This window comes from Streptomyces himalayensis subsp. himalayensis, from assembly GCF_013778455.1.
GTDB lineage: Bacteria > Actinomycetota > Actinomycetes > Streptomycetales > Streptomycetaceae > Streptomyces > Streptomyces himalayensis.
On sequence record NZ_JACEHE010000008.1, the window covers coordinates 95,325 to 117,878 of the forward strand.

Below are 22,554 nucleotides of genomic sequence, written 5' to 3' on the forward strand. Positions count from 1 at the left end.
GCGCTCTACTTGTCGAAGTCGAGGTCGAGCATGCGGATGGCGTTGCCGCGCATCAGCTTGTAGACCGTCTCGTCGTCGAGGCCCTTGACGTGGTCGAGGGCGACCTCCTTGGTGTGCGGGAAGGTCGAGTCGACGTGCGGGTAGTCGGTCTCGAAGGTCGCGTTGTCACGGCCGACCACGTCCAGCGAGGCGACGCCGTGTTTGTCGCGGAAGAAGCAGCAGAAGATCTGCCGGTAGTAGTACGTGGACGGCGGCTCGGGGATCAGATCGCGCACCCCGCCCCAGGCCCGGTGCTCCTCCCACACGTCGTCGGCGCGCTCCAGGGCGTACGGGATCCAGCCCATCTGGCCCTCGCTGTAGGCGAGCTTCAGCCGCGGGAACTTCACGAGCACCCCGGAGAACAGGAAGTCCATCATCGAGGCCATGGCGTTGTTGAAGGACAGCGACGCCTGGACGGCGGGCGGGGCGTCGGGCGAGGCCGCGGGCATCTGGGACGACGACCCGATGTGCATGTTGACGACGGTGCCGGTGTCCTGGCAGACGGCGAAGAACGGGTCCCAGTAGCCGGAGTGGATGGACGGCAGCCCGAGGTGGGTCGGGATCTCGCTGAAGGTCACGGCCCGCACCCCGCGTGCCGCGTTCCGCTGGATCTCGGCCACTGCGAGGTCGATGTCCCACAGCGGAATGAGGCACAGCGGGATGAGCCGGCCGCCGCTGTCGCCGCACCACTCCTCGACCATCCAGTCGTTGTAGGCGCGTACGCAGGCGAGGGCGACCTCCTTGTCGTGCGCCTCGGCGAAGGTCTGCCCGCAGAAGCGGGGGAAGGTCGGGAAGCAGAGCGATGCCTCGACATGATTCAGGTCCATGTCCTTCAGCCGCTCGGCGGGGTCCCAGCAGCCGCGCCGCATCTCCGCGCGCGTGATGCCCTCCAGCGTCATCTCGTCGCGGTCGAAGCCGACGGCGGCGATGTTGCGCTTGTACGGGAACTTGAGGTCCTCGTAGATCCACCAGTCCGTCGGGGGCCCGTCCGGGTCCATGGTGATCTGGTACTTCCCGCCGACGTACGCGAGCTCCCCGATACCGGCGGTGAGCGGCTTGGGGCCGCAGTCCCGGTACTTCTGCGGCAGCCAGGTCTCGAAGAGATGCGCCGGCTCGATCACATGGTCGTCGACGCTGATGATCCGAGGCAGTTCGGTCATGTGTCCGTGTTCCCTCCGGCGTTTCCGGTGGCCCGTCGGCGCCCGTCGTCGCTGATCAGCCTCATCGCTTCTGACAGATTCTGATGGTTCGTCAGATCCTTGCTGAGGTCAGGCTAACCCCGCACCCCTGGACCGACAAGGCGACGGGCCCTACGCTCTCCGCACGATCTGACTAGCCGTCAGTTAAGAGCTGATCGTCAGTTGCGAGCTGACGTCAGTGACGAGGGGACGGACCGCCGTGACCGACACCGCACACGCACTGGGCGCATCCCGGACGCTCTGGGAGCTCGTCGACCGCCGCGCCGCACTCACCCCCGATGCCCCCGTCCTGTTCCAGGACGACCGGAGCCTCACCTTCGGCGCCCTGCGGGACCGCGCCGAGCGGGTCGCGGCCGGCCTGTACGACATGGGCGTACGCCCCGGCACCGTCGTCGCCTGGCAGCTCCCCACGCGTCTCGAGACCGCCCTGCTCTCCTTCGCGCTGGCCCGGCTCGGCGCGGTGCAGTCACCGGTCATCCCCTTCTACCGGGACCGTGAGGTGGCCTTCGCGCTGACGGAGTCGAAGGCCGAGTACTTCGCGGTACCGGGCGTCTGGCGCGGCTTCGACCACACCGCGATGGGGCGACGGCTCGGCGCGAAGGGCGTCTTCGAGGCGTACGACTCACTTCCCGACGGCGACCCCGCCATCCTGCCCCCGCCGCCCGCCGACGGCACCGCCGTGCGCTGGATCTACTGGACGTCGGGCACCACATCGGACCCCAAGGGCGTGCTGCACACGGACCGTTCACTGATCGCGGGCGGCTCGTGCCTGGCCCACGCGCTGCGCCTCTCCACCGACGACGTCGGCTCGATCGCCTTTCCGTACGCCCACATCGGCGGACCCGACTACACCGTCATGCTGCTGCTGTACGGCGTACCGGCTGTCATGTTCGAGCAGTTCGCGCTGCCGGAGGCGCTGGAGGGCTACCGGCGGCACGGCGTGACCGTCGCGGGCGGCTCGACCGCCTTCTACTCGATGTTCCTCGCCGAGCAGCGCAAACAGCCCGGCCGGAAGCTCATCCCATCCCTGCGGCTACTGGCGGGCGGCGGTGCACCGAAGCCGCCCGAGCTCTACCACGCGGTCGTACGGGAGATGGGCTGTCAGCTTGCGCACGGCTACGGCATGACCGAGGTCCCCATGATCACGATGGGCGACCCGGAGGACACCGCCGAGAACCTCGCGACCACGGAGGGCCGTCCGCCCGAGGGAATGGAGATACGGATCACGGACGGGAACGGCGATCAGGTGCCCACGGGGACGGACGGAGAGGTGCGGCTGCGCGGAGAGGCCGTCTGCCAGGGGTATCTCGGCCCGGTGCAGAACGCGGAGGTCTTCGACGCCGACGGATTTCTCATCACCGGCGATCTGGGGCATCTCACGCCCGGTGGACATCTGGTGCTGACCGGCCGCGTCAAGGACGTCATCATCCGCAAGGGCGAGAACATCTCCGCGAAGGAGATCGAGGACCTGCTCCATCAGCATCCGGCGGTGGGCGATGTCGCCGTGATCGGGCTGCCGGACCCGGAGCGGGGCGAGCGGGTCTGCGCGGTGGTGGAACAGCCGGCGGGCGCGGAGAAGCTGACCCTGGAGACCGTCACGGCCCATCTGCGGGCGGAAGGGCTGTCCGTGCACAAGCTCCCCGAACAGCTCGAGCTGGTGGACGCCCTTCCGCGCAACGAGACCCTGCGCAAAGTCCTCAAGTACAAGCTGCGCGAGCGGTTCGCGGGGGCGTGAGCCGGTGGCGTTCCGTTACCCGGGGTCCGTGAAGTACCGCTACTCGGGAACCGTGAAGTACCGCGCGAACGCGGTCACGATCTCCGCTTCCATGACCCGGCCGTCGCCGTCCGAGTCGAGGGTCGCGGCGGCCGCGGCGGCGATGTCGTCGGGCACGCCGAGCACCTTCAGTACCCGTGCGGTCTCCTCGACGGTGGCCGCGCCGTCCCCGTCGCAGTCCGCGACGGCCAGCGCGGCATGCAGGAAGGGGCGGGCGATCTCGGCGAACCGGTCCGGGTTGTCACGCAGCCGCTTCAGGGCACCGTTCACGAACTCGTCGCGGGTGATCCGCTGATCGCCGTCCCGGTCCGCGATCCCGGCCATGCCCTGCCAGAACGCCTCCGCGCCGATGTACAGGGCCTGGCCCTTGTCGCACCGGGCCGTCGTACCGAACTCGGCGAGCAGCGACTTGGCGGCGCTGCTGAAGTCCTCGCGGTCGATATAGCCGTTGCCGTCCTGGTCGAACGTGGCGAAACGGGCAGCGATCCTGCGTTCGTACTCGGTGCTGACCATGTGTTCTCGGGCCGCCTTACGTCACTTGGTGGTGTATCTGGCAGGGAGCGTACGACGCCGGGGCGGGTTCGGGAGCCGGAAAACGACGCTTGTACCAAGACCGCAGGAATTCCGGGACAACAGCGTGGCACTGCGATGGCGTGATGTGATCGATGCCGCACAGCGGGAGGCCGCCTGGGAGCAGGCGGCCGGCCCTCACGCGGAGAGGGGGCCGGCCTCGTCGTCGACGGCCGATGCCGCGTCGGGATAGACGTCGAAGAGCCGGCGTACGCCCAGGGCGGCGAGGACCTTGTTGACGTGGGCGCCTCCCCCGCTCGCCGAGCCGCCGTCGGCGCCCTGCGCGGGAAGTATCAACCGCAGCCGGCCCTGGCAGGAGCGGATGAGACGGCGCGTGGCGATCAGGACGCCGACCCCGCTGGAGTCGCAGAAGAAGACCTCGGAGAGGTCCAGGACGAGGCTGCGGCGGCCGTCGGCCACGGCGTCGTGCACCCGCTGTCGCAGCAAGGGGGAGGTCACCAGGTCCATTTCACCCGATACGGACAGAACGACCCACTCGCCCTTGACTCCTTCTCTCACGCTCAGTGTCACGTCACGTCCTTCGCCAGTCGATCCGGAAGCTTTACCTTCGCTTCCCTTCGCGGCTGCCCGGCCGCCGTTCCACGAAACACCCCGGACGAAACCCCTTGGTACGGCACCCCTCGCGAGGCATCCGGTGCGGCACCCGTCACGGGGAGACCTGATGGAGCACCTCGTGAAGCACCTTGTGCATTCGACCGCACAAGAACCCGCAGACGTATCACACTTGGACTGGTTCGGTCTCTTTCAGTCACCTGTGGGTCTCGTATGCTCACAGTACGCGCAAGAGAAGTCGGCGGAAGGGTCTGGGGTGGCCAATACCACCTCACGGCCTGAACTGGACGGGCATTGACGCAAAGCGACGTGCTCCGCAGTGACCGCGGACTACATTCGAAACACGGTGGCAGACGCACGGAGCGCGCGGCACGACCAGGTGAGGGGGTCGCATGGCGAAGGAGGCACCGCCCCGCTGGGACCGCACCATGCAGCAACGACTGGCGCGCGGCGAGGCGGCGGCGCTCGGCGAGCTGTACGACCGCTTCGCATCGCTCGTACACGGACTGGCGCATCGCGTCCTCGACGACGAGGGGGACGCCGACCGCATCACACGCGAGGTCTTCACCCACATCTGGGAGAACCCCGAGACGTTCGACCCCAAACAGGGTCCGTTGCGCTCCTGGGTGGCCACGCTCACCCACCGACTGGCCGTGCAGCGGCTGCGGCAGACCGAGGCCGCGGCGCTGGCCCGGGACGGCTCGGGCACCACGGAGGATCTGGAACGCAAGGTCCGCCGCGCCTCGGCGGCCGCCCGCGCGGACTACATCGTGACGAACATGCCCGCCCCGCTGCGCGCCGCCCTCGAACTGGCGTACTTCCAGCGCCGCGACTACCGGCAGGCCGCCGCCGACCTCGGTGTCACCGCGGACGAGGCCCGTCGCCGGCTCCGCCTCGGTCTGCAACTGCTGTCGACCGCCCACGACAACAGCACCTCGGGTGCACCACCCGGACACGGGAGGACGTGGTGAACGGTCCGGACCGGTTCGAGTCGTACAACGGACGCATCCCGGCTCCCCGCTCCTCCGTGGAGGACGGCGGGCAGCCGCTGCCCGACCCCTCGCCGCCCGCCCCCAGTGCGCCGACGACCGCGTCCGCGCCTCTCGTACTCGAGCACCGGGTACTCAAGTCGCTCCTGGGAGCCTGGGCGCTCTCCGCGTGCTCCCCGGAGGAGGCGGAGGCCGTCGAGGCGCACCTCGGCACGTGCGGACCGTGCGCCGAGGAGGCGCTGCGGCTGCGCGACGCGGTAGGACTGCTGCATCCCGCGGAGCCCCTCGACCTCGACCCGATGCTGCGCACCCGGGTCCTGGAGGGCTGCCTCGACCGGCGGCCACCCCGGATCCCGGTGCCGGAATGGGTCGCTCCGTATGACGCGGAGACCGCGCGACTCGACGCGCTGCTGCAGGACATCGGCGACTCCGAGTGGCACGCCCCGGTGCGGCTGCGGTGGTTCGACCGGGACGGGCTCGTGAGCCGCAAGACCACGGTCGCCGGGGTCCTCGCGCATCTGATGATGGTCGACGGCCTGGTGGCGCTCGCGCTCGGTCTGGACGAACTTCCCCCGATGGTCGAGGCATCCGGGCACACCGGCGGTGAGGCGAGCGGGGGCCGTCCGGGTCCCGCGGAGCGCACCGAGGCGTACTGGCGCGCGTCGCACCGGCCGCCCACCCGCGCGGTACGCCGGCCGTGGCGTGACCAGACTCATACGCTCGTGCGTACGGTGGCCTTCGAGGCCGGGAGCGGCCCCGAGGCCCCCGCCATCGCACTCGGCTCCGGCTCCGGCTCCGGCTCCGGCTCCGCTGAAGGATCACGCGGACCGGGACGGCTGTCCGTCGACTACGGCAACTTCGAACTGCCCCTGCGCGACTCCATGCTGGACCGCGCCTTCGAGTGCTGGGTGCACGCGGGGGACATCGCGGACGCCGTGGACTACCCGTACGACCCGCCGGCCCCACGCCATCTGCACCACATGTTCGACCTCGCGGCGCGCCTCCTCCCGAAAACGCTGGCGGCGCGGCGGCGCGCAGGGCTCGCGAGCCCGCCCCGCCGACTGGTCGCCGCCGGGAGCCCCGGCCGCACCCTGCGGCTGGAGGTCGAGGGGGCCGGCGGGGGCGAGTGGCTCATCTCCCTCGACTCTCCCGGAGCGGTCGCCTCCGCCGAGCACGAGGTGGCCCATATCGCCCTGGACGGCGTCGAGTTCTCCCGGCTAGCCGCGGGGCACATCGCCCCGCACGAGGCGGTGGCAGGCCTGGACGGCGACCGCGAGGCCATCAGAGAAGTACTGTTCGCGGCGGCTTCACTGAGCAGGATGTAGGGCGCCGCTCCTGGTCCCGCCGGCCGGTCAGGTCAGGTCAGGTCAGGTCAGGTCAGGCAAAGATCACCGTACGGTGCCCGTTCAGCAGAATCCGGTGCTCCGCATGCCACTTGACGGCCCGCGCCAGCGCCTGGCACTCCACATCGCGCCCGATCGCCACCAGCTGCTCGGGCGTCACCCCGTGCCCGACCCGCTCGACCTCCTGCTCGATGATCGGCCCCTCGTCGAGGTCGGCCGTCACATAGTGCGCGGTCGCACCAATCAGCTTCACACCGCGCGCATGCGCCTGGTGGTACGGCTTCGCGCCCTTGAAGCTCGGCAGGAACGAGTGGTGGATGTTGATGATCCGGCCGCTCAGCTGCTTGCACAGGTCGTCGGAGAGCACCTGCATGTAGCGGGCCAGCACCACCAGCTCGACGTTCTCCGCGCGGACCAGCTCGAGAAGCTGCGCCTCCGCCTGCGCCTTGGTGTCCCGTGTGACCGGAATGTGGTGGAACGGAATGTCGTACGACGCCACCAGCTCGGCGAAGTCCGAGTGATTGGACACGACCGCCGCGATGTCCACGGGCAACGCGCCGATACGGGCGCGGAAGAGCAGGTCGTTCAGGCAGTGGCCGAACTTCGACACCATCAGGACGATGCGCATCTTCTGCTCGGCCCGGTGCATCTGCCAGTCCATCTGGAAGGAGTCACCGACCGCGGCGAAGCTGGCCCGCAGCTTGTCGACGGTCACCGAGGGCTCCGCCGAGAAGTGGACCCGCATGAAGAACAGTCCCGTGTCGTGGTCGCCGAACTGCTGGCTGTCCTCGATGTTGCAGCCGGTCATGAAGAGATAGCTCGACACGGCGTGCACGATGCCCTTCTTGTCCGGGCAGGAGAGGGTAAGGACGTACTGCTCAGGGGACACGGAAGACCCAGCCGGCTGCTCACTCATGCGGTCAGGGTCCCACAGCAGCCCCGGCCGCGGGCAAACCCACTGCCCCAGCGTCTCAAGGGCCGGGAGACACCTCACGCGCCGGAACGGAACGTCACGGCTCCGCCACGAGTCGCAACGACCCGCCGGCCGACGCCAGACCGGCCCCCGCCGCCCTCAGGCCGACCGGGTGAGGATCCGCAGCACCTCGAGCGTCCGCGGCGGCGCGTCCGGGTCCTCCCCGTCGCTCATCGCGAGCCGCACATGTGCGTCCCTCGCGGCGCGCACCGCCTCGGGCCACCCGTGGTGGTCGAGATACGCGGACACCGGGGCGTCCGGCCCCACCTGGTGCATGATCCGCAGCACGCGCAGCACCGCGGTGTCCACGAGGGCCGCCTCCTGCGAGTCGCGGAAGATCGTCCCCACGTACTTCTCGGCGGACCAGTTGTCGAGCCAGGTGTCCTCGACGAGGCGGTACACGGCGTCGGTGACGTCCCCGTACCCCTCGACGCCGGCCAGCCAGACGTCCCGCTGGAATCCGGGATCGGAGAGCATATGGAGCGCCGAGCGCACATTGCTGCGCCAGCGCCACCACGGCATGTCGTTCACAGGCATGCCGCCCATGGTGGTGTAGTGGCGGCCGCGACGGGAAGACTTCTCCGAACCTTGCACGGTCATCGATCGTACGTTCCTCATTCGGCCGACCGATTTGACCCCCGTAATTCATCCAGGCGTCACCATGTGTTGACCCAAGATCACGCCGGGGTTAGAGATGCGGCGGAATCGTGCGTGTCCATGACCGGCAGGCGACGCATGAGCACCACCCACCCCGCTCCTCCCCGCCCGGCCAAAGCGGTCCTGCTCGCTGCAGGAGCCGTGACGGCCTGCGCGTCCGTCCTCGCCGCATGCGGCGTGCTCCCTGGGGCCACGGGGGGCTCCAGGGAGACAGTCACCGTGATGACGATGGCGCCCGAGAAGACCGAGGCGACCAACAAGCCCGGAATGCCCGCCATGGCGCAGGCGTATGCGCGCTGGGTCAATGCCAACGGTGGCCTCGGAGGCCGCCAGCTGAAGGTCATCACCTGCAACGACCACAACGACACCGTGGGCGCCGGCGAGTGCGCGCAGCGCGCGGTCGACGAGCAGGTCGTCGCGGTCGTCGGCTCCTACAGCCAGTACGGCCGGTCCTTCCTCGCCCCGCTGGAGGGCGCCGGCATCCCCTACATCGGCGGCTACGGCGTCACCGACGAGGAATTCACCAGCCCGCTGTCGTATCCCGTGAACGGCGGCCAGCCCGCGCTCATGGCGGGCCTCGGCCGCCAGCTCGCCAAGACGTGCTCCCGCGTCTCACTCGTACGTCCCGACACGATCGCAGGCGACGAACTGCCGGACCTGTTCAACGCCGGCCTCGCCGCGGGCGGCCGCGGCGAGTCCCTCGACATACGAGCCGTCGAGGACGCCACCGACTACACGCCGCAGGCGCGCAGGGCCCTCGAGCGGGCGAGTGCGGATCCCGCCACCAAGGGCTGCGTGACGGCCGCGCTCGGCGACCGCACGGACACCTTCTTCGACTCGTTCCGGCGCACCCGCGACGAGTATCCCGCGGTCAGGATCGCCTCGGTGCTCGGCTCCGTGGACCAGTCCCTCGTCGACCGTACGGGCGGCAGGTCCGGTGTGTACGAAGGGGCTTCCGTCACGGGCTGGTACCCCGTGTCGAGCGACCGCCGCTGGGACACCATGCGCAAGGTCATCAACGAGCACGCGTTCGGCGACAACCGGATCGATCCCACGGACGCGGGCGTGCAGACCACCTGGATCGCCTACACGGTGCTCAAGAAGGCCGTCGAGTCGCTCGGGGACGGCGAGGTGACGGCCCAGAGCCTCCGGGACGAACTCGACGACGGCCTCAAGGTGACCACCGGAGGCCTCACCCCGAAGCTGAGCTGGCGCTTCGAGGACATGATCGCGGCCCGCGACTTCCCGCGTCTGGTCAACGCGTACGTCACATTCCAGAAGGTCCGCGACGGACGCGTGGTCTCGGAGCAGCGCGGCTTCGTCGACATGAGGAAGACGCTGGAGAACGAGTGACGCGCGGGGCCGGGCCTCACTCTTTCCGACCGCTGATGACCCCCTGCCGACCGCTCAGCCCCTGCCGACCACTCGCCCCTTGCCGAGCCCTCATCCCTTGCTGACCGCTCACCCCTTGCCGACGGCTCAGCCCCTGCCGACCACTCACCCCTTGCTGACCGCCGCCAGGATCTCCGGCAGCCGGCCCGCCGTACGGGGTGCGGCCAGGCGCAGCCCCAGAGCCGTGATCCCCGCGCCGTACGCCGTGCCGAGGGGCAGCAGCAGCCAGGTCCAGGCGTCCGCGTCCGCGACGTGCAGCCAGATGGTGAGGGCGAGGACCGGGGCGCACAGCAGGGCGGCCGCGACCATGCCGCCGAAGATCGAGATCCAGGCGAGGCCGGTCTGTCCGGGGGCCACGTTCTTGTAGCCCTCCTGCGGGATGGAGTAGGGGAAGCGGGCCGAGGACCAGGCGCCGGTGGCGAGCATGGCGCCGAGGAGGGCGAAGGACAGGCCCAGGACTTCGGGGAGCGCGGACCAGTCACCGAGCATGGCGGTGGTCACGACGGTCACCAGGGTCGCGTACGGAAGGGTTATCACCAGCAGGGCCAGCGCGCGGCCACGCAGTTCCACGTATGCGTCACGGGGCGACGAGATCGTCATCGCGACCATCCAGAAGGCCGAGGTGTCCTGGCCGAACTGGTTGTACATCTGGATGCCGAGCATCCCGGCGGCGAAGCAGGCGAAGTAGACGGAGCCGGTGCCCTGGAGGGCGTTGAAGAGCGGGACGATCAGACCGATGGCCAGTGAGGTGACCCAGGCCGCCTTGGTCTTGGGGTCGCGCCATACGTAGCGCAGGCTGCGTTCCATGACCGTGGCGGTGCGGCTGGGGGCACCGCCGCGGGCGTCGGCTCGGAGGAAGGGCAGGAGGCGGGCCGGGCGCGTCGAGTCGCGCGTCCCGTCGGGGGTCGGACCGGCGGCGCCGAGCGTCGAGCCGTCGGGGGAGGTCATCAGGCGGGTCAGATTGCGCTGCCAGGAGCGGAGCAGCGCGGCCAGCACGGCTCCGGTCAGGGCGAGTTGGGCGATTGCGGTGGCGTACGCCCCGTCGCCGACGGAGTCGACCGCGTCGAGGGCCGCTGCGGGCGGGATCCAGCGCAGTACGTCGGCGACGGGTTCGAGCGCGGCGAGGCCACCGGAGGAACCGAGTTTCTGGAGGCCGAAGTTGACGGCCTGGGCGCCCAAGGCGATGACGAGGCCGCTGAGTACGGCCAGGTCGCGGCCTTTGCGGCTGGTCAGCAGCCGTACGTTGGCGGCGGCGACGGCACGCGCCAGAGCGACGCAGACGAGGAGCGTGAGGGCGATCGCCAGGATGCCCACCGCGAAGGCGGCGGCACCCTGCGCGATCGCGATCACCGCGCCCACCGCGAGACAGAGGGTGAACAGCGGTCCGATGCCCACGAGAGAGGCGGCCAGCAGGGCCCGTACGAGAGGCTCGGGGCGCAGCGGGATCATCACCAGGCGTGTGGGGTCGAGGGTTTCGTCGCCGCCGGGGAAGAACAGCGGCATCACGGCCCAGCCGAGCGCGAGCACGGCGACGAGCAGAACGCCGACGGCCGTGGCGTGCGGGTTGCCCCGCAGTGCGATGAGGCCGATCAGCTGGAGTGCGGCGACGAGCAGGGCGACGACGATGGACGTGATGTAAGCGGCTCTGCGTCGAGTGGACTGCCGGAGTCCGTTGCGCAGCAGGGACACCTTCAGCCGCACGACGACGGAGGTGAGGGACCCCGCTGTGGCGCCGCCGGATGCGGTCGTGGTGGTGCTCATCGGGCGCCGCCGCCGAGCCAGTCGAGGTCGGATCCGGCGGTGCGGGCGCCGGCGCCGACGAGTTCGAGGAAGGCCTCCTGGAGGGAGGACGCCTTGCCGCGCACTTCGTCGAGGGGGCCGTGGGCGCGGATACGGCCGGCGGCCATGACGGCGACCCAGTCGCACAGCGACTCGACGAGCTCCATGACGTGGGAGGAGAAGACGACGGTCGCACCGGAGGCCGTGTAGCGCTCCAGGACTCCGCGGATCGTCTGGGCGGACACGGGGTCGACGCCCTCGAACGGTTCGTCGAGGAAGAGCACTTCGGGGTTGTGGAGCAGAGCGGCGGCCAGCCCGATCTTCTTGCGCATGCCGGTCGAGTAGTCGACGACGAGCTTGTTCCGGGCGCCCGCGAGGTCGAGTACGTCGAGGAGCTGGGCGGCACGCTTGTCGACCTCGGCGCCGGGCAGACCGCGCAATCTTCCGGTATAGGAGAGGAGTTCATGTCCGGAGAGCCGCTCGAAGAGCCGCAGCCCCTCGGGCAGCACGCCGATGCGGGCCTTCACCTGGGCGGGGTCGCGCCATACGTCGTGTCCGACGACCTCGACGGTGCCATGGTCGGGGCGGAGCAGGCCGGTCACCATGGACAGAGTGGTGGTCTTTCCCGCGCCGTTGGGTCCGACGAGACCGATGAAGCGGCCCGCGGGCAGCTCCAGGTCGATTCCCGCGACCGCGATCTGCTCCCCGAACCGCTTCCACAACCCCTGCACGCGCACCGCCGGTACGCCCGCCGCTCCGTCAACCACTCGCCGGCCTCCCGTCGTTCCCTGCGAGCACGATAAGGGTCGAGGCGGCGGTTCCGTTGCGGCAACGGTTCTTCGGCCCGGACCTCGGCTGAACCGAGACCCGAGCCGAGACCTCAGCCAGGCAGAGCCTTCAGCGCCTGGCCTCCCGCCCGCACGCGTACGCCACCGGCGAGATGATCTCCTCGGCGGCGGGCAGCCACCGATTGGAGGCGGTGGGACGGCAGGCCCACTGAACGGCCCCGCGCCCACCGACCCTTGTGGGCGGCGCCGCGACGTAGGAGCCCTCGCCGAGGACCACGAGGTCCAGCGAGAGGGGCGACCAGCCCAGCTTCCGTACGAGATCGGTCACCTTCGCCGCGCCGCCCGGCTGCACGAGGAAGTGCATCCGGCGGTCCGGGGTGCGGGTCACCGGGCCGAGCGTGAGCCCCATGCGCTCCATACGGGCCAGCGCCAGGAATCCGGCGGTCTCGGGCACGTCGATCACGTCGAACGAGCGCCCTGTCGGCAGCAGGATCGACGCCGTGGGCTGTTTCGACCACAGGCGGCGCGCGACCGTCGCGCTGCCCGTCGCCTGCGTGGGCCAGTCCTCGCGCGCGGGATGCGCGCCGGGCGCCTCGCACGCCGGGTCGCCGCAGGAGCACCGCTGGGTGCCCTCGACGGCCTCCAGCCAGGTGCCCGGGAACACGTCCCAGTGGCGCTCTTCCGCGTACTGCACGGCGGTGTCCAGCAGTGAGGTATCGCGTGGTGTGTCGCGGGCTGCTCCGCGCTGCTTCGGGATCTGCGCGGTTGACGTCACTCCGATGGTCATTTCATCCACGACGGCCTCAACTCCGGCCGCCGGTAGGGGTTACGGCCGCCATGCCTCATGTGACGGCGCATCGTTCCTGCATCCGGGGCGCACGGGTGCACGTCCGGGGCGCGCATGAGGATCGGCACCAGGGGACGGGTAGGCAGGTGTGGGGTCCAACAGCACTTACCCCGGCATATCTCCCATATCCCGCATCTTCCCTTCATCAGTGGGGCATTGATCTTCGCGGACACGTCTCTTTCGGTGCACGGGCCGGTACAGGCCCTAGTCACAGGGGGTACACGCCATGGCCGCAAGGCCTCTCGTCGCGCGGCAGCCGAACGAACGGCTGCAGGCGCTCATCCAGGAAGCCGGCTGCTCCAACGCGGGCCTGGCCCGCCGCGTCAACGTGTGCGGCGCGGAGCACGGGCTCGATCTGCGGTACGACAAGACCTCGGTGGCCCGCTGGCTGCGCGGGCAGCAGCCGCGAGGACAGGCGCCCGCGATCATCGCGGAGGCACTCGGCCGCAAGCTCGGCCGGACCGTGACGATCGACGAGATCGGCATGGCGAACGGCAAGAACCTGGCGGCCGGGGTCGGCCTCCAGTTCTCGCCGTCCGTCCTCGGCGCCATTGAGCAGGTGTGCGAGCTGTACCGCAGCGACGTGGGGCGCCGGGACTTCCTGTCCGGCTCGTCCGTCGCCTCGTCCGCGCTCGTCGAGCCCAGCCGGGACTGGCTGATCTCGGCGCCGGACCCGCAGGTCGCGCGGTCGGCCGGACCGCGCGTCGGGCCGGCCGATGTGGACGCCGTGCGGTCGATGACCCAGGCGCTGGTGGATCTCGACCATCAGTACGGCAGCGGGCACGTACGGCCGGTCGTCGTCCACTACCTCAACAGCGTCGTCTCCGGGCTGCTGGCCGGTTCGTACCGCGAGGCGGTGGGGCGTGAACTCTTCGCAGCAGTCGCAAGGTTGACGGAGCTGGCCGGCTACATGGCGGTCGACACCGGCCAGCCGGGGCTCGCTCAGCGCTACTACATCCAGGCGCTGCGGCTCGCCCAGGCGGCCGGCGACCGCGGCTACGGCGGGTACGTCCTGGCCGCGTCCATGAGCCACCTCGCGGCCCAGCTCGGCAACCCGCGGGAGATCGCACAGCTTGCACGCGCCGCGCAGGAGGGTGCCCGCGGCCGGGTGACACCGCGCGCGCAGGCCATGTTCTACGCCGCTGAGGCACGCGGACACGCGCTGATGGGCGAAGCGCGGGCGGCGCAGGCCGTGATCGGGAAGGCGGTCTCTGCGATGGAGCAGGCCGACCCCGGCTCCGGCGACGACCCGGCGTGGATCGCGCACTTCGACGAGGCGTATCTCGCCGACGAACTGGCGCACTGCCACAGGGACCTGGGCCAGCCCGACGCCGCCGGGCGCCAGGCCGAGGAGTCGCTTGCCAGGCACCCGCAGTCACGGGTGCGGCGGCGCGCGATCGGGCTGGTGCTCCTTGCGACCGCGCAGGTGCAGAAACGCGAGGTGGAGCAGGCCTGCCATACGGGGCTGCAGGCGATCGAACTGCTGGGCAAGCTGCGGTCGAACCGGGGCGCGGAGTACCTGGAGGACCTCCAGGAGCGCCTGGCGCCGTACCGGGAGGAGTCGGTGGTGCGGGAGTTCGGGGCGCGGCTGGAACTGCAGGCTGCTTGAGCGGAGCGGTTCGAGGGGGCGCCCGTTGGGGGCGGTCGCGCCGCTGCGGGCTGAGCCACTGCGGGCCGTCGCGCGCTGCTGGCAGTCGTGCCACCGGGGGCAGTCGCGTCACTGCGGGGGGTCACGCCCACTGCAGGCCGTCGCGCCACTGCGGGAGTCGCGCCGCTAGGCGCAGTCGCGCCACTGCCAGCCGTCGCGCCACTGCGGGCCGTCGCGCCGCCGGGGGAAAGTCGCGCCACTGCGGGCCGTCGCGCCGCTGCAGGCAGTCGTGCCGCTGGGGCGGCACGGGTGGGCGCAGCGGCACCCCGACGGCGCCTGGGCAGGCGGTCGGCCTGTGCCGCAGGCCCGGGCGCGGAGAGGGGTCTTAACAGCGCCAGGGCGGACGGTTTTGTTACTGCGGACGATGTGGCCGCAGTAACGCTCTGAGCTGCATGGCATCGCCGTGGGGCCACCCGGTAGCGTGAACCGACGATTCCGTAAGTCCCCCACTAGTAGGAGTCCCGGTGACGCAGAGCGGACAGGGCGAGGAGCCGCGTCTTCCCGCGGCGCGGCCCGTGCGAGAAGGCATCGTGCTGCCCGCCGACGGAAGCGAGCCGCTGCTGCCGGGCACCGCGGGCGACCAGACGGCTCCGGCCGGCGGCCGCCCCTGGGGGCAGCCTTGGGGCCCGGAGGAGGCACCGCCGGCCCCGCCGGCGTCCGCGACCTCCGGGTACGAGTGGGGAGCGGCCGCGGGCCAGGCTTCACCCGGCGCGGGGGCACCGGGATATCCCCAGGCGGGCGTACCGGGCTGGGGCGCGGCCCCGGGCCACGCCACGTCCCCGGCGGCCCCTGCTCCCTGGGGCCTCGACGACGCGGGACAGCCGACGCAGCAGCCACCCACGGCCGCAGCCCCGTACCCCGGCACACACCACGCCGACCCGCAGCTCCCGGACGCACAGCACCCCGGGGCCCGGACCCCAGGCACCCACGTCCACGGGGCCCTGACCCCCGGCAACCAGGTCCACAGGGCCCAGACCTCCGGCGCACAGCACCCGGGCGCACAGATCACCGGCACCAAGGTCCCCGGCGCAGAGCACTCCGAGGCCCAGATCCCCGGCGCCCGCCAGCCGGGCGGGAGCCCCGCGCCGCTGCCCCGGGCGAACGCCTTCCCGACCGCCGACCAGGGCGCCGCGGGCGCGGGCGGCGGCCAGGGCGCGCCGCAGCCGCCGGCTGCCGGGTACGGCGGGGCACTTCCACCGGCCCCGCCCACCGGCTTCGGCGGGGCACTTCCGCCGACCCCGCCCACCGGCTTCGGCGGGGCACTTCCACCGACCCCGCCCACCGGCTTCGGCGGGGCACTGCCCGCCGCCCCCGGACAGGGCACCGGCCCTCAGCCGTCCCACGGGCAGGCCACCCCGCTGCCCCCCGCCGGACATGCCGCTGCCCTCCCGCCCACCGCGCACGGCACCCCACTCCCGCCCGCCGTCGACCCGGCCGAGGCGACGCAGTACATGCCACCCGTGGCGGGCGCCGGAGCGCAGGCCGGCGCCGGGAGCTTCGACGAAGGCGCCACCCAGTACATCCCGCCCGTGGTCCCCGGCGCACTGCCGCCCGAGGCCGCCGCCGACGCCACCCAGTACCTGGGGCGCGCGCCGCGCGACGGTGCGCCCGCGGGACCCGGACCCGACAGTGAGCCCACGCAGTACATCGCCCCAGTGCCGGCACCGCCGCCCGGCGCCCCGTACGGCATCCGGCCCGGTACCCCGGACGACCGGCAGGCGCCCCCGGCCGAGTTCGACAGCCTCTTCCGTGCCGACCCGGAGCCCCAAGGCCCGGCGGCCACCCAGCAGTTGCCCCGCTTCCAGCCGCCGACGGCCCCGGCGGGCCACTACGGTGCGGCCGTTCCCGAGACCGGCGGCCGCGCCGCCGCACGCCAGGCGGCCGGCGGCGGCACCAGCGGCCGTACGCGCTCGAAGCTGCCCCTCATCGCAGCCGCCGGCATCGGCATCGCGGTCCTCGGCATCGGCGCGGGCGCCCTCCTCGGCGCCGGCGACGACACCAAGGACGACAACAAGACCGTGTCCGCGACCGCGCCCGCCGACGACGAGTCCGCATCGCCGACCGCCGACCCCGCCAAGGAACAGGCCGTCGCGCTGGACAAGCTCCTGGCGGACAGCAACAACAGCCGCGACGCGGTGATCAAGGCCGTCGCCAACGTCCGCGCCTGCAACAACCTCGGCCAGGCAGCCACCGATCTACGGAACGCGGCGAAGCAGCGCAACGACCTCATCACGCGCCTCGCGGCGCTCTCCGTCGACAAGCTCCCGAACCACACCAAGCTGACCACCGCACTCAACAACGCCTGGAAGGCGTCCGCTTCAGCGGACAACCACTACGCCGCATGGGCCGACGAGGTCGCCGGTAAGAAGGGCTGCAGAAAGGGCGAGGCCCGCTCCACCGCGCACCATCGCGCAGGGGACCGCGCGAGCGGCACCGCCACCACGGAGAAGAGCAAGGCCGCAGCGCTCTGGAACACCATCGCGACGACATACGACCTGACGCAGCGCAGGCCGTACCAGCTCTGAGCGGTGGCACGGCTCTGCCACCCGCCACCGGGAAGGGCCCGCTGCTCCTCCCCCACCGGGGAAACGGGCCGAAACGCAGACGACCCGCGAGCCATGGTCCCTCCGAGGAGGGAGCCGGCCGGACGTACCGGCGGCCCGCGGGTCGGGTGACTGCGTGGAATTTCGGCCGGCTGCGCGCTCAGCTCGCGCGCCGGTCCGGCACCGCACTTGAGTGTGATGACGGGCCGCTAGCCCGCAGTCACCTCACGCGTCCGGATTTCATACATCTGCCGAACCACCTCCTCTCCCGTGATGGGCTCACCTTAGGCACGGCCCCAGACGTCCCTCAAGGGGTTTTTCGCGATGCTGATGACATCGGCTCTGACCTGGGGCAGCGGGCTCACCAGCGGCGGCCGTCCACTCGTCGCCGACCCGTTCGCCCGCTGAGCAGGGCCCGTCGGCTTCCGGTGGTCGAATCTCCAGCGCGCAACGATTTCCCGGGAACTCTATGTGGGCTGGGTCACGTTCGAGTTGAATGATCCATGGTGCGGTACACGTAGTGCGGCACGCATCGCAGTACACGGCAGTAACGGCAGTACACAGCGCAGTACACGCGGACACGGCCTGCAGGGGGTGCCAGGTGAGTGCTTCCCGGCGTAGTGGGACCACGGACGAGCTGGGGCCTCCGGAGCCCGAGCGGGATGGTTCGGATCTTCTTGCGGCGTTGCTCGACGGTATGGACGCGGCGTTGTGCGCGTTCGATGCGGACGGTGTGGTGACGCACTGGAACCGTGAGGCCGAGCGGATTCTGGGCTGGTCGGCCGCGGAGGCGGTCGGGCGGCGGGGTCTGGCGGGGTGGGCCGTGCGGGCGGCGGATGCCGAGGAGGTCGAGGGGCGGCTGCTGTCGGCGATGCAGGCGCCCGGTCGGCAGGTGCACGAGTTCGCATTGCTGACGAAGGACGGCGGGCGGGTGCTCGTACGGATGCAGTCGGCCGCGGTGCGGGGGCAGGACGGGAAGCCGGCCGGTGTGTACTGCGCGTTCAGCGAGGTGCATGCGCAGATCGATCTGGAGCGGTCGATCGCCCTGAGCGAGGCGCTGTTCGAAGACGCCTCGTGGGGTGTCGTGCTGGTGGACGCCGATCTGCGGCCCGCCCTGGTCAATGCGCATGCGGCGCGGGCGCTGGGTTCGGGGCGTACGGCGCCGCTGGGGCGGCCGCTCGGTGAGCTCCTTGGGCAGGGCGCCGAGGAGCTGGAGAGCGCTCTGACGCATGTGCTGGCGGAGGGTACGCCGCCTGCGCCCGCGGAGATGTGGGTGACGGTGCGTACGCCGGACGGTGAGCGGCGGCGGTGCTGGCGGAGCGGGTTCCTGCGGCTCGCGTCGCCGTTGGCGGAGGAGCCGGTGCCGCTGGGTGTGGGCTGGCTGTTCTGGGACGTGACGGAGTCGAAGCAGGCGGAACAGGAGGCGGCCCAGCTGCGGTTCCGGGCGAATCAGCTGCACCGTGCGGCGCGGGCGGCCGCGGAGTGCGAGGATCCGGCGGAGGCGGCGACGATCCAGCTGGACTTCGCGCTGGCGGGGTTCGCCGATCACGCACTCATCGATCTTGTGGTGGGTGAGCCGGCGGCGGGTGAGCCGGCCGGCGATGCGGAGCCGGTGCGTCTGGTGCGGGTGACGGCCACACCTGCCGGTGCGCCGGGGCCGAGTATGCCGGCGCCTGGGGCGGGGTTGCCGGTGCGTTACGCGGAGGGGCATCCGGCGCTTCAGTGTGTGGAGCGTGCGGGGTCGGTGCGGGCGAGTGCGGGTGCGTCGTCGCTGGAGAGGGCGCGGGAGTGGGCCGCGGAACGGCAGTGGCCGCACGATGCGGTGCATGCGCTGTGCGCGGTGCTGCGGAGCCGGGGGCGGACCCTGGGCGTGGTGACGTTTCTTCGGGGTGGCAGCCGGTCCGCGTTCGAGCGGGCGGATGCGATGTACGCGGAGAGCATCGCCGTACGGATCGCGGCGGCGCTGGATCTGGCGCGGGCCTTGGAGCGTGGTGGGGAGCGGGAGCGGTAAGGGGCCGTGAGGGGCTGCGCCGACGCCGCGGGCGGCGGCGCTCGGCGCCGCTTCAGTGCCGGTAGAAGATCCGGTCCGCGTACTCGGTGAGGACGCGCGCGTTCCATTCGTGGCCGCCGTCGACGTTGCCGGAGCGCAGGAGCGGGGGTTCGATGCCGCGGGCGGCCAGCTCACCTGCGGCTGTGGCCATGACGGCCTGGAGGAGTGCGCTGGTGACGACTGTGGAGGCGGGGGCGAAGGGCGCCTCGATGCCTTCGGTGGCGAGTTCGGCGTCGCCGATCGCGATCTTGCTGTCGAGCACGATGTCGCAGTGGTCCTTGAGGTGGGTGCCGGACGCGTGCCGGGACTTCGTCTCGCTCGCGTACGCCACTGAGGTCACGCCGATGGTTCTCAGGCCGAGGGCGCGGGCGTTCATGGCCATCTCGACGGGCAGCGCGTTGCGTCCGGAGAGGGAGATGATCACGAGGGTGTCGCCGGCGCGGGCGGGACTGGTGTCGAGTACGGCGCCGGCGAGTCCGTCGACGCGTTCGAGGACGGAGCCGAGGGTGGCGGGCATGACGTCGACGCCGACGGTGCCGGGGACGGCGAGCAGGTTCATCAGGGCAAGGCCGCCGGCGCGGTAGACGACGTCCTGGGCGGCGAGCGAGGAGTGTCCGGCGCCGAAGGCGAAGAGGCGGCCGCCGGCGGCGACGGTGTCGGCGATGAGGGTTCCGGCGGCGGCGATGTTCGCCGCCTCCTCTTCGCGGACCCGCTGCAACAGGCCGATGGCGGCGTCGAAGTACTGCCAGGCCAGCGTGCCGTCGCCGTGCTGCCCGGCCGGCGTGCTCTCGCCGCGCTGCCCGGCCGGCGTGCTCTCACCATGCTGCCCGGTCGGCGTGCTGTCGCTTTCGTCGCTCATGCGCGTTGCTCCCCCGTCCATCCCGCCTGCCCCTTCGCCGATGATGGCCTCCGTCGCGTCGGCCTCACGGTGCTGTCCCGGCCGGTGACGTGTCAAGGCGGCGCCGAGCCGCTGCAGCGGCCATCGGTCCGGGCGCGCGGTCCGGTCCGTCGGACATGGTTTTCCCGGCGCGGCACGGTTGTCGGTGGGATGCGTCAGAATTGAGTCAGGGCCAGCGCACAAGCCGGTGAGCCGTCGAGCCACTGGCAGAGCTAACGAGGGGCACGTATGTCCGGACTGATCGACACTACGGAGATGTATCTCCGCACCATCCTCGAGCTGGAAGAGGAAGGTGTGGTCCCCATGCGCGCCCGTATCGCCGAGCGGCTCGATCAGAGCGGTCCGACGGTCAGCCAGACGGTGGCGCGAATGGAACGCGACGGATTGGTGTCGGTCGCCAGTGACCGCCATCTGGACCTCACGGAGGAGGGCCGCCGGCTGGCCACGCGTGTGATGCGCAAGCACCGGCTCGCGGAGTGCCTGCTGGTCGATGTGATCGGCCTGGAGTGGGAGCAGGTGCACGCGGAGGCCTGTCGCTGGGAGCACGTGATGAGCGAGGCGGTCGAGCGCCGCGTCCTGGAGCTCCTGCGGCACCCGACCGAGTCGCCGTACGGCAACCCGATCCCGGGCCTCGAGGAGCTCGGCGAGAAGGACCACGCGGACCCGTTCCTGGACGAGGGCATGGTGTCCCTGGCCGATCTGGACCCGGGCAGCGACGGCAAGACGGTCGTGGTGCGCCGTATCGGGGAGCCGATCCAGACGGACGCGCAGTTGATGTACACGCTGCGGCGCGCGGGTGTGCAGCCCGGTTCCGTGGTGAGCGTGACGGAGTCGGCCGGCGGGGTGCTGGTGGGCAGCAGCGGCGAGGCGGCGGAGCTCGACACGAGCGTCGCTTCGCACGTGTTCGTCGCGAAGCGCTGAGGCCGCGCAGCGCCGGGGAACCGCCGGGTAATCGGCGGGAAGTCGCCGGGTAATCGGGCGGATGCGGACATCCACCCGCCGGGACACGGGCGTCCACCCGAATCCAAGATTCAGTGTGCGGAATGGCAGCGGCCGGACGTTTTGCGTGCCAGGCTGTCGTGAGGCATATGACTTTGGTCCTGATCGTTTCGGACCGGGTCGGGCCGAGTCGGACCGGGTCGGGCAGCCCGGTCGGGAGGGGGCGCATGGATGTGCCGCAGACAGACGGAGGGCCCCGGCGCCGTTCGGCGCCGGGGCCTGTCCACCCCCTGTGTCGACCCGGAGCCCCGAGCTCTCAGGGTCTTCCCCTTCGGACCGGTATCCCCGAGCGGTCCGCCTCCCGCAGAAGATCTCCCCTCGGCCGCGCCGATCAATCCTGGGGAGCGGTCACCCGAAAGAGGGGTGTTGACGACAAAATGCGCGCTTTCGAATAGGGGTTCGATAGCGTGTCCGTACGTTGGTGCCGCGCGGTGACGCATCGCGCGATGCCTGCGATGACCTACGGGATGCACGGGACGCAGGGGACGCAGGAGCGAGTGAGGCCACCGGCCCGCTCGGGCCTGACCCGACAAGGCCCGGCAGACCACAAGGGGGGTGCCAGACCATGGTGCGCATCGACGTGACGGGAACAGGCGGCGTACGCCTCGCTGCCTGGGAGTTCGCCGATCCTCCCAAGACCGGGGAGGTCGAGCGTGCTCCCGGCGTGCTGTTACTGCACGGCCTCATGGGCCGCGCCTCGCACTGGGCGTCCAGCGCCCGCTGGCTCGCGGAACGGTATCGCGCGGTCGCCCTCGACCAGCGCGGCCACGGCCGCAGCGACAAGCCGGCCGAGGGTCCGTACACCCGTGAGGTCTATGTCGAGGACGCCGAGGCCGCCCTCGTCCAGCTCGGTCTCGCCCCCGCCGTCCTCATCGGCCACGCCATGGGCGCCCTGACCGCCTGGCAGCTCGCCGCCCGCCGCCCGGACCTGGTCCGCGGCCTGATCATCTGCGACATGCGCGCCTCCGCGCTCGGCGCGGCCTCCCAGCGTGAGTGGGAGAACTGGTTCAAGGCCTGGCCCGTCCCCTTCGCGACCCTCGCCGACGTACGCAAGTGGTTCGGCGAGGACGACCCCTGGGTGGAGCGCCCCCATCCGTCACGCGGCGAGTTCTACGCCGAGGTGATGGCCGAGTCCCCCGACGGCTGGCGGCCCGTCTTCGACCCCGAGCAGATGCTCAGGTCCCGGGAGACCTGGGTCCATGACGCGCACTGGGAGGAGCTCGCGCAGGTCCAGTGTCCCGCGCTCGTCGTGCGCGGCCTCGACGGGGAGCTCGGCCGGGCCGAGGCCCAGGAGATGGTGCGGGTCCTGCCGAAGGGTGAGTACGCCGAGGTGGCGGACGCCGGGCACCTCGTCCACTACGACCAGCCGGAGGCGTGGCGCGCTGCCGTCGAACCGTTCCTGAACCGTGTGCTCGCGGAGTGAGGGCGCCCCTCCTCGCGTCGCGTCCGCACCCCGGGCGCTCCGGAATCGTCGGCACGCAGTCACGGTAGCC

Annotated in this window: 18 protein-coding genes; 9 read left to right on the forward strand and 9 right to left on the reverse strand. The window is 71.2% G+C overall.

Annotated elements, in window-relative coordinates:
• Positions 1–5: 5 nt before the first annotated feature.
• Positions 6–1,199: an amidohydrolase family protein gene (locus H1D24_RS15405; RefSeq protein ID WP_181658120.1), complete on the reverse strand. Its 1,194-nt coding sequence runs from the start codon at positions 1,197–1,199 to the stop codon at positions 6–8.
• A gap of 238 nt (positions 1,200–1,437) precedes the next feature.
• On the opposite strand from H1D24_RS15405, the gene H1D24_RS15410 reads away from it, so the two are divergent.
• Positions 1,438–2,973, forward strand: coding sequence for a class I adenylate-forming enzyme family protein (locus H1D24_RS15410; RefSeq protein WP_181658121.1), 1,536 nt, complete (start codon positions 1,438–1,440; stop codon positions 2,971–2,973).
• A gap of 39 nt (positions 2,974–3,012) precedes the next feature.
• Here H1D24_RS15410 and H1D24_RS15415 read toward each other — a convergent pair whose 3' ends face one another.
• Both H1D24_RS15415 and H1D24_RS15420 read right to left on the reverse strand, forming a co-directional pair.
• Positions 3,013–3,525, reverse strand: coding sequence for an EF-hand domain-containing protein (locus H1D24_RS15415; RefSeq protein ID WP_181658122.1), 513 nt, complete (start codon positions 3,523–3,525; stop codon positions 3,013–3,015).
• 195 nt (positions 3,526–3,720) lie between these two features.
• Positions 3,721–4,113: an STAS domain-containing protein gene (locus H1D24_RS15420; RefSeq protein ID WP_181658123.1), complete on the reverse strand. Its 393-nt coding sequence runs from the start codon at positions 4,111–4,113 to the stop codon at positions 3,721–3,723.
• Positions 4,114–4,547: 434 nt separating this feature from the next.
• Between H1D24_RS15420 and H1D24_RS15425 the strand changes: the two genes are divergently transcribed.
• Together H1D24_RS15425 and H1D24_RS15430 are read left to right on the forward strand one after the other, a co-directional pair.
• Positions 4,548–5,126 carry a sigma-70 family RNA polymerase sigma factor gene (locus H1D24_RS15425; RefSeq protein ID WP_181658124.1) on the forward strand — a complete coding sequence of 193 codons (579 nt, stop codon included), beginning with the start codon at positions 4,548–4,550 and terminating at the stop codon, positions 5,124–5,126.
• Positions 5,120–6,469, forward strand: a complete 1,350-nt coding sequence (locus H1D24_RS15430; protein WP_181658125.1) for a zf-HC2 domain-containing protein — start codon at positions 5,120–5,122, stop codon at positions 6,467–6,469. Before H1D24_RS15425 ends, H1D24_RS15430 begins: the two co-directional genes overlap by 7 nt.
• A gap of 52 nt (positions 6,470–6,521) precedes the next feature.
• On the opposite strand, the gene purU is transcribed toward H1D24_RS15430, so the two are convergent.
• The gene (purU, locus tag H1D24_RS15435) at positions 6,522–7,403 is read right to left on the reverse strand and encodes a formyltetrahydrofolate deformylase (RefSeq protein WP_181658126.1); all 882 of its coding nucleotides are present in this window, start codon (positions 7,401–7,403) and stop codon (positions 6,522–6,524) included.
• Between the two features lie 156 nt (positions 7,404–7,559).
• Positions 7,560–8,060 (reverse strand): SCO4402 family protein, encoded by a 501-nt coding sequence (locus tag H1D24_RS15440; RefSeq protein WP_181658127.1) that lies wholly within the window; start codon positions 8,058–8,060, stop codon positions 7,560–7,562.
• Between the two features lie 117 nt (positions 8,061–8,177).
• On the opposite strand from H1D24_RS15440, the gene H1D24_RS15445 reads away from it, so the two are divergent.
• A complete protein-coding gene (locus H1D24_RS15445) occupies positions 8,178–9,470 on the forward strand; it encodes an ABC transporter substrate-binding protein (RefSeq protein ID WP_181658128.1) in 1,293 nt (430 codons plus the stop codon).
• 144 nt (positions 9,471–9,614) lie between these two features.
• Here H1D24_RS15445 and H1D24_RS15450 read toward each other — a convergent pair whose 3' ends face one another.
• From H1D24_RS15450 to H1D24_RS15460, 3 genes are all read right to left on the reverse strand, one after another.
• Positions 9,615–11,270 carry a transporter gene (locus tag H1D24_RS15450; RefSeq protein WP_181658129.1) on the reverse strand — a complete coding sequence of 552 codons (1,656 nt, stop codon included), beginning with the start codon at positions 11,268–11,270 and terminating at the stop codon, positions 9,615–9,617.
• Complete coding sequence (locus tag H1D24_RS15455) at positions 11,267–12,055, reverse strand: ABC transporter ATP-binding protein (protein ID WP_181658130.1); 789 nt, start codon at positions 12,053–12,055, stop codon at positions 11,267–11,269. Before H1D24_RS15455 ends, H1D24_RS15450 begins: the two co-directional genes overlap by 4 nt.
• A gap of 130 nt (positions 12,056–12,185) precedes the next feature.
• Positions 12,186–12,863, reverse strand: a complete 678-nt coding sequence (locus H1D24_RS15460; protein WP_181658131.1) for a bifunctional DNA primase/polymerase — start codon at positions 12,861–12,863, stop codon at positions 12,186–12,188.
• A gap of 286 nt (positions 12,864–13,149) precedes the next feature.
• On the opposite strand from H1D24_RS15460, the gene H1D24_RS15465 reads away from it, so the two are divergent.
• From H1D24_RS15465 to H1D24_RS15475, 3 genes are all read left to right on the forward strand, one after another.
• Positions 13,150–14,532, forward strand: a complete 1,383-nt coding sequence (locus tag H1D24_RS15465; RefSeq protein ID WP_181658132.1) for an NsdA family TPR-like regulatory protein — start codon at positions 13,150–13,152, stop codon at positions 14,530–14,532.
• Positions 14,533–15,035: 503 nt separating this feature from the next.
• Positions 15,036–17,096, forward strand: coding sequence for a hypothetical protein (locus tag H1D24_RS15470; RefSeq protein WP_181658133.1), 2,061 nt, complete (start codon positions 15,036–15,038; stop codon positions 17,094–17,096).
• 619 nt (positions 17,097–17,715) lie between these two features.
• Entirely contained in the window at positions 17,716–19,125 is a 1,410-nt protein-coding gene (locus H1D24_RS15475; RefSeq protein WP_181658134.1) for a PAS domain-containing protein, read from the forward strand.
• 52 nt (positions 19,126–19,177) lie between these two features.
• Here the strand turns inward: H1D24_RS15475 and H1D24_RS15480 are convergent, their stop codons facing one another.
• Positions 19,178–20,023 (reverse strand): SIS domain-containing protein, encoded by an 846-nt coding sequence (locus tag H1D24_RS15480; RefSeq protein ID WP_181658135.1) that lies wholly within the window; start codon positions 20,021–20,023, stop codon positions 19,178–19,180.
• A 267-nt stretch (positions 20,024–20,290) separates the two neighbouring features.
• Here H1D24_RS15480 and H1D24_RS15485 point away from each other — a divergent pair, with 267 nt between their 5' ends.
• Together H1D24_RS15485 and H1D24_RS15490 are read left to right on the forward strand one after the other, a co-directional pair.
• A complete protein-coding gene (locus H1D24_RS15485; protein ID WP_181658136.1) occupies positions 20,291–20,983 on the forward strand; it encodes an iron-dependent transcriptional repressor DtxR in 693 nt (230 codons plus the stop codon).
• A 643-nt stretch (positions 20,984–21,626) separates the two neighbouring features.
• On the forward strand, positions 21,627–22,484 hold the full coding sequence (locus H1D24_RS15490; protein ID WP_181658137.1) for an alpha/beta fold hydrolase: 858 nt from the start codon (positions 21,627–21,629) through the stop codon (positions 22,482–22,484).
• The last annotated feature ends 70 nt before the right edge of the window (positions 22,485–22,554 follow it).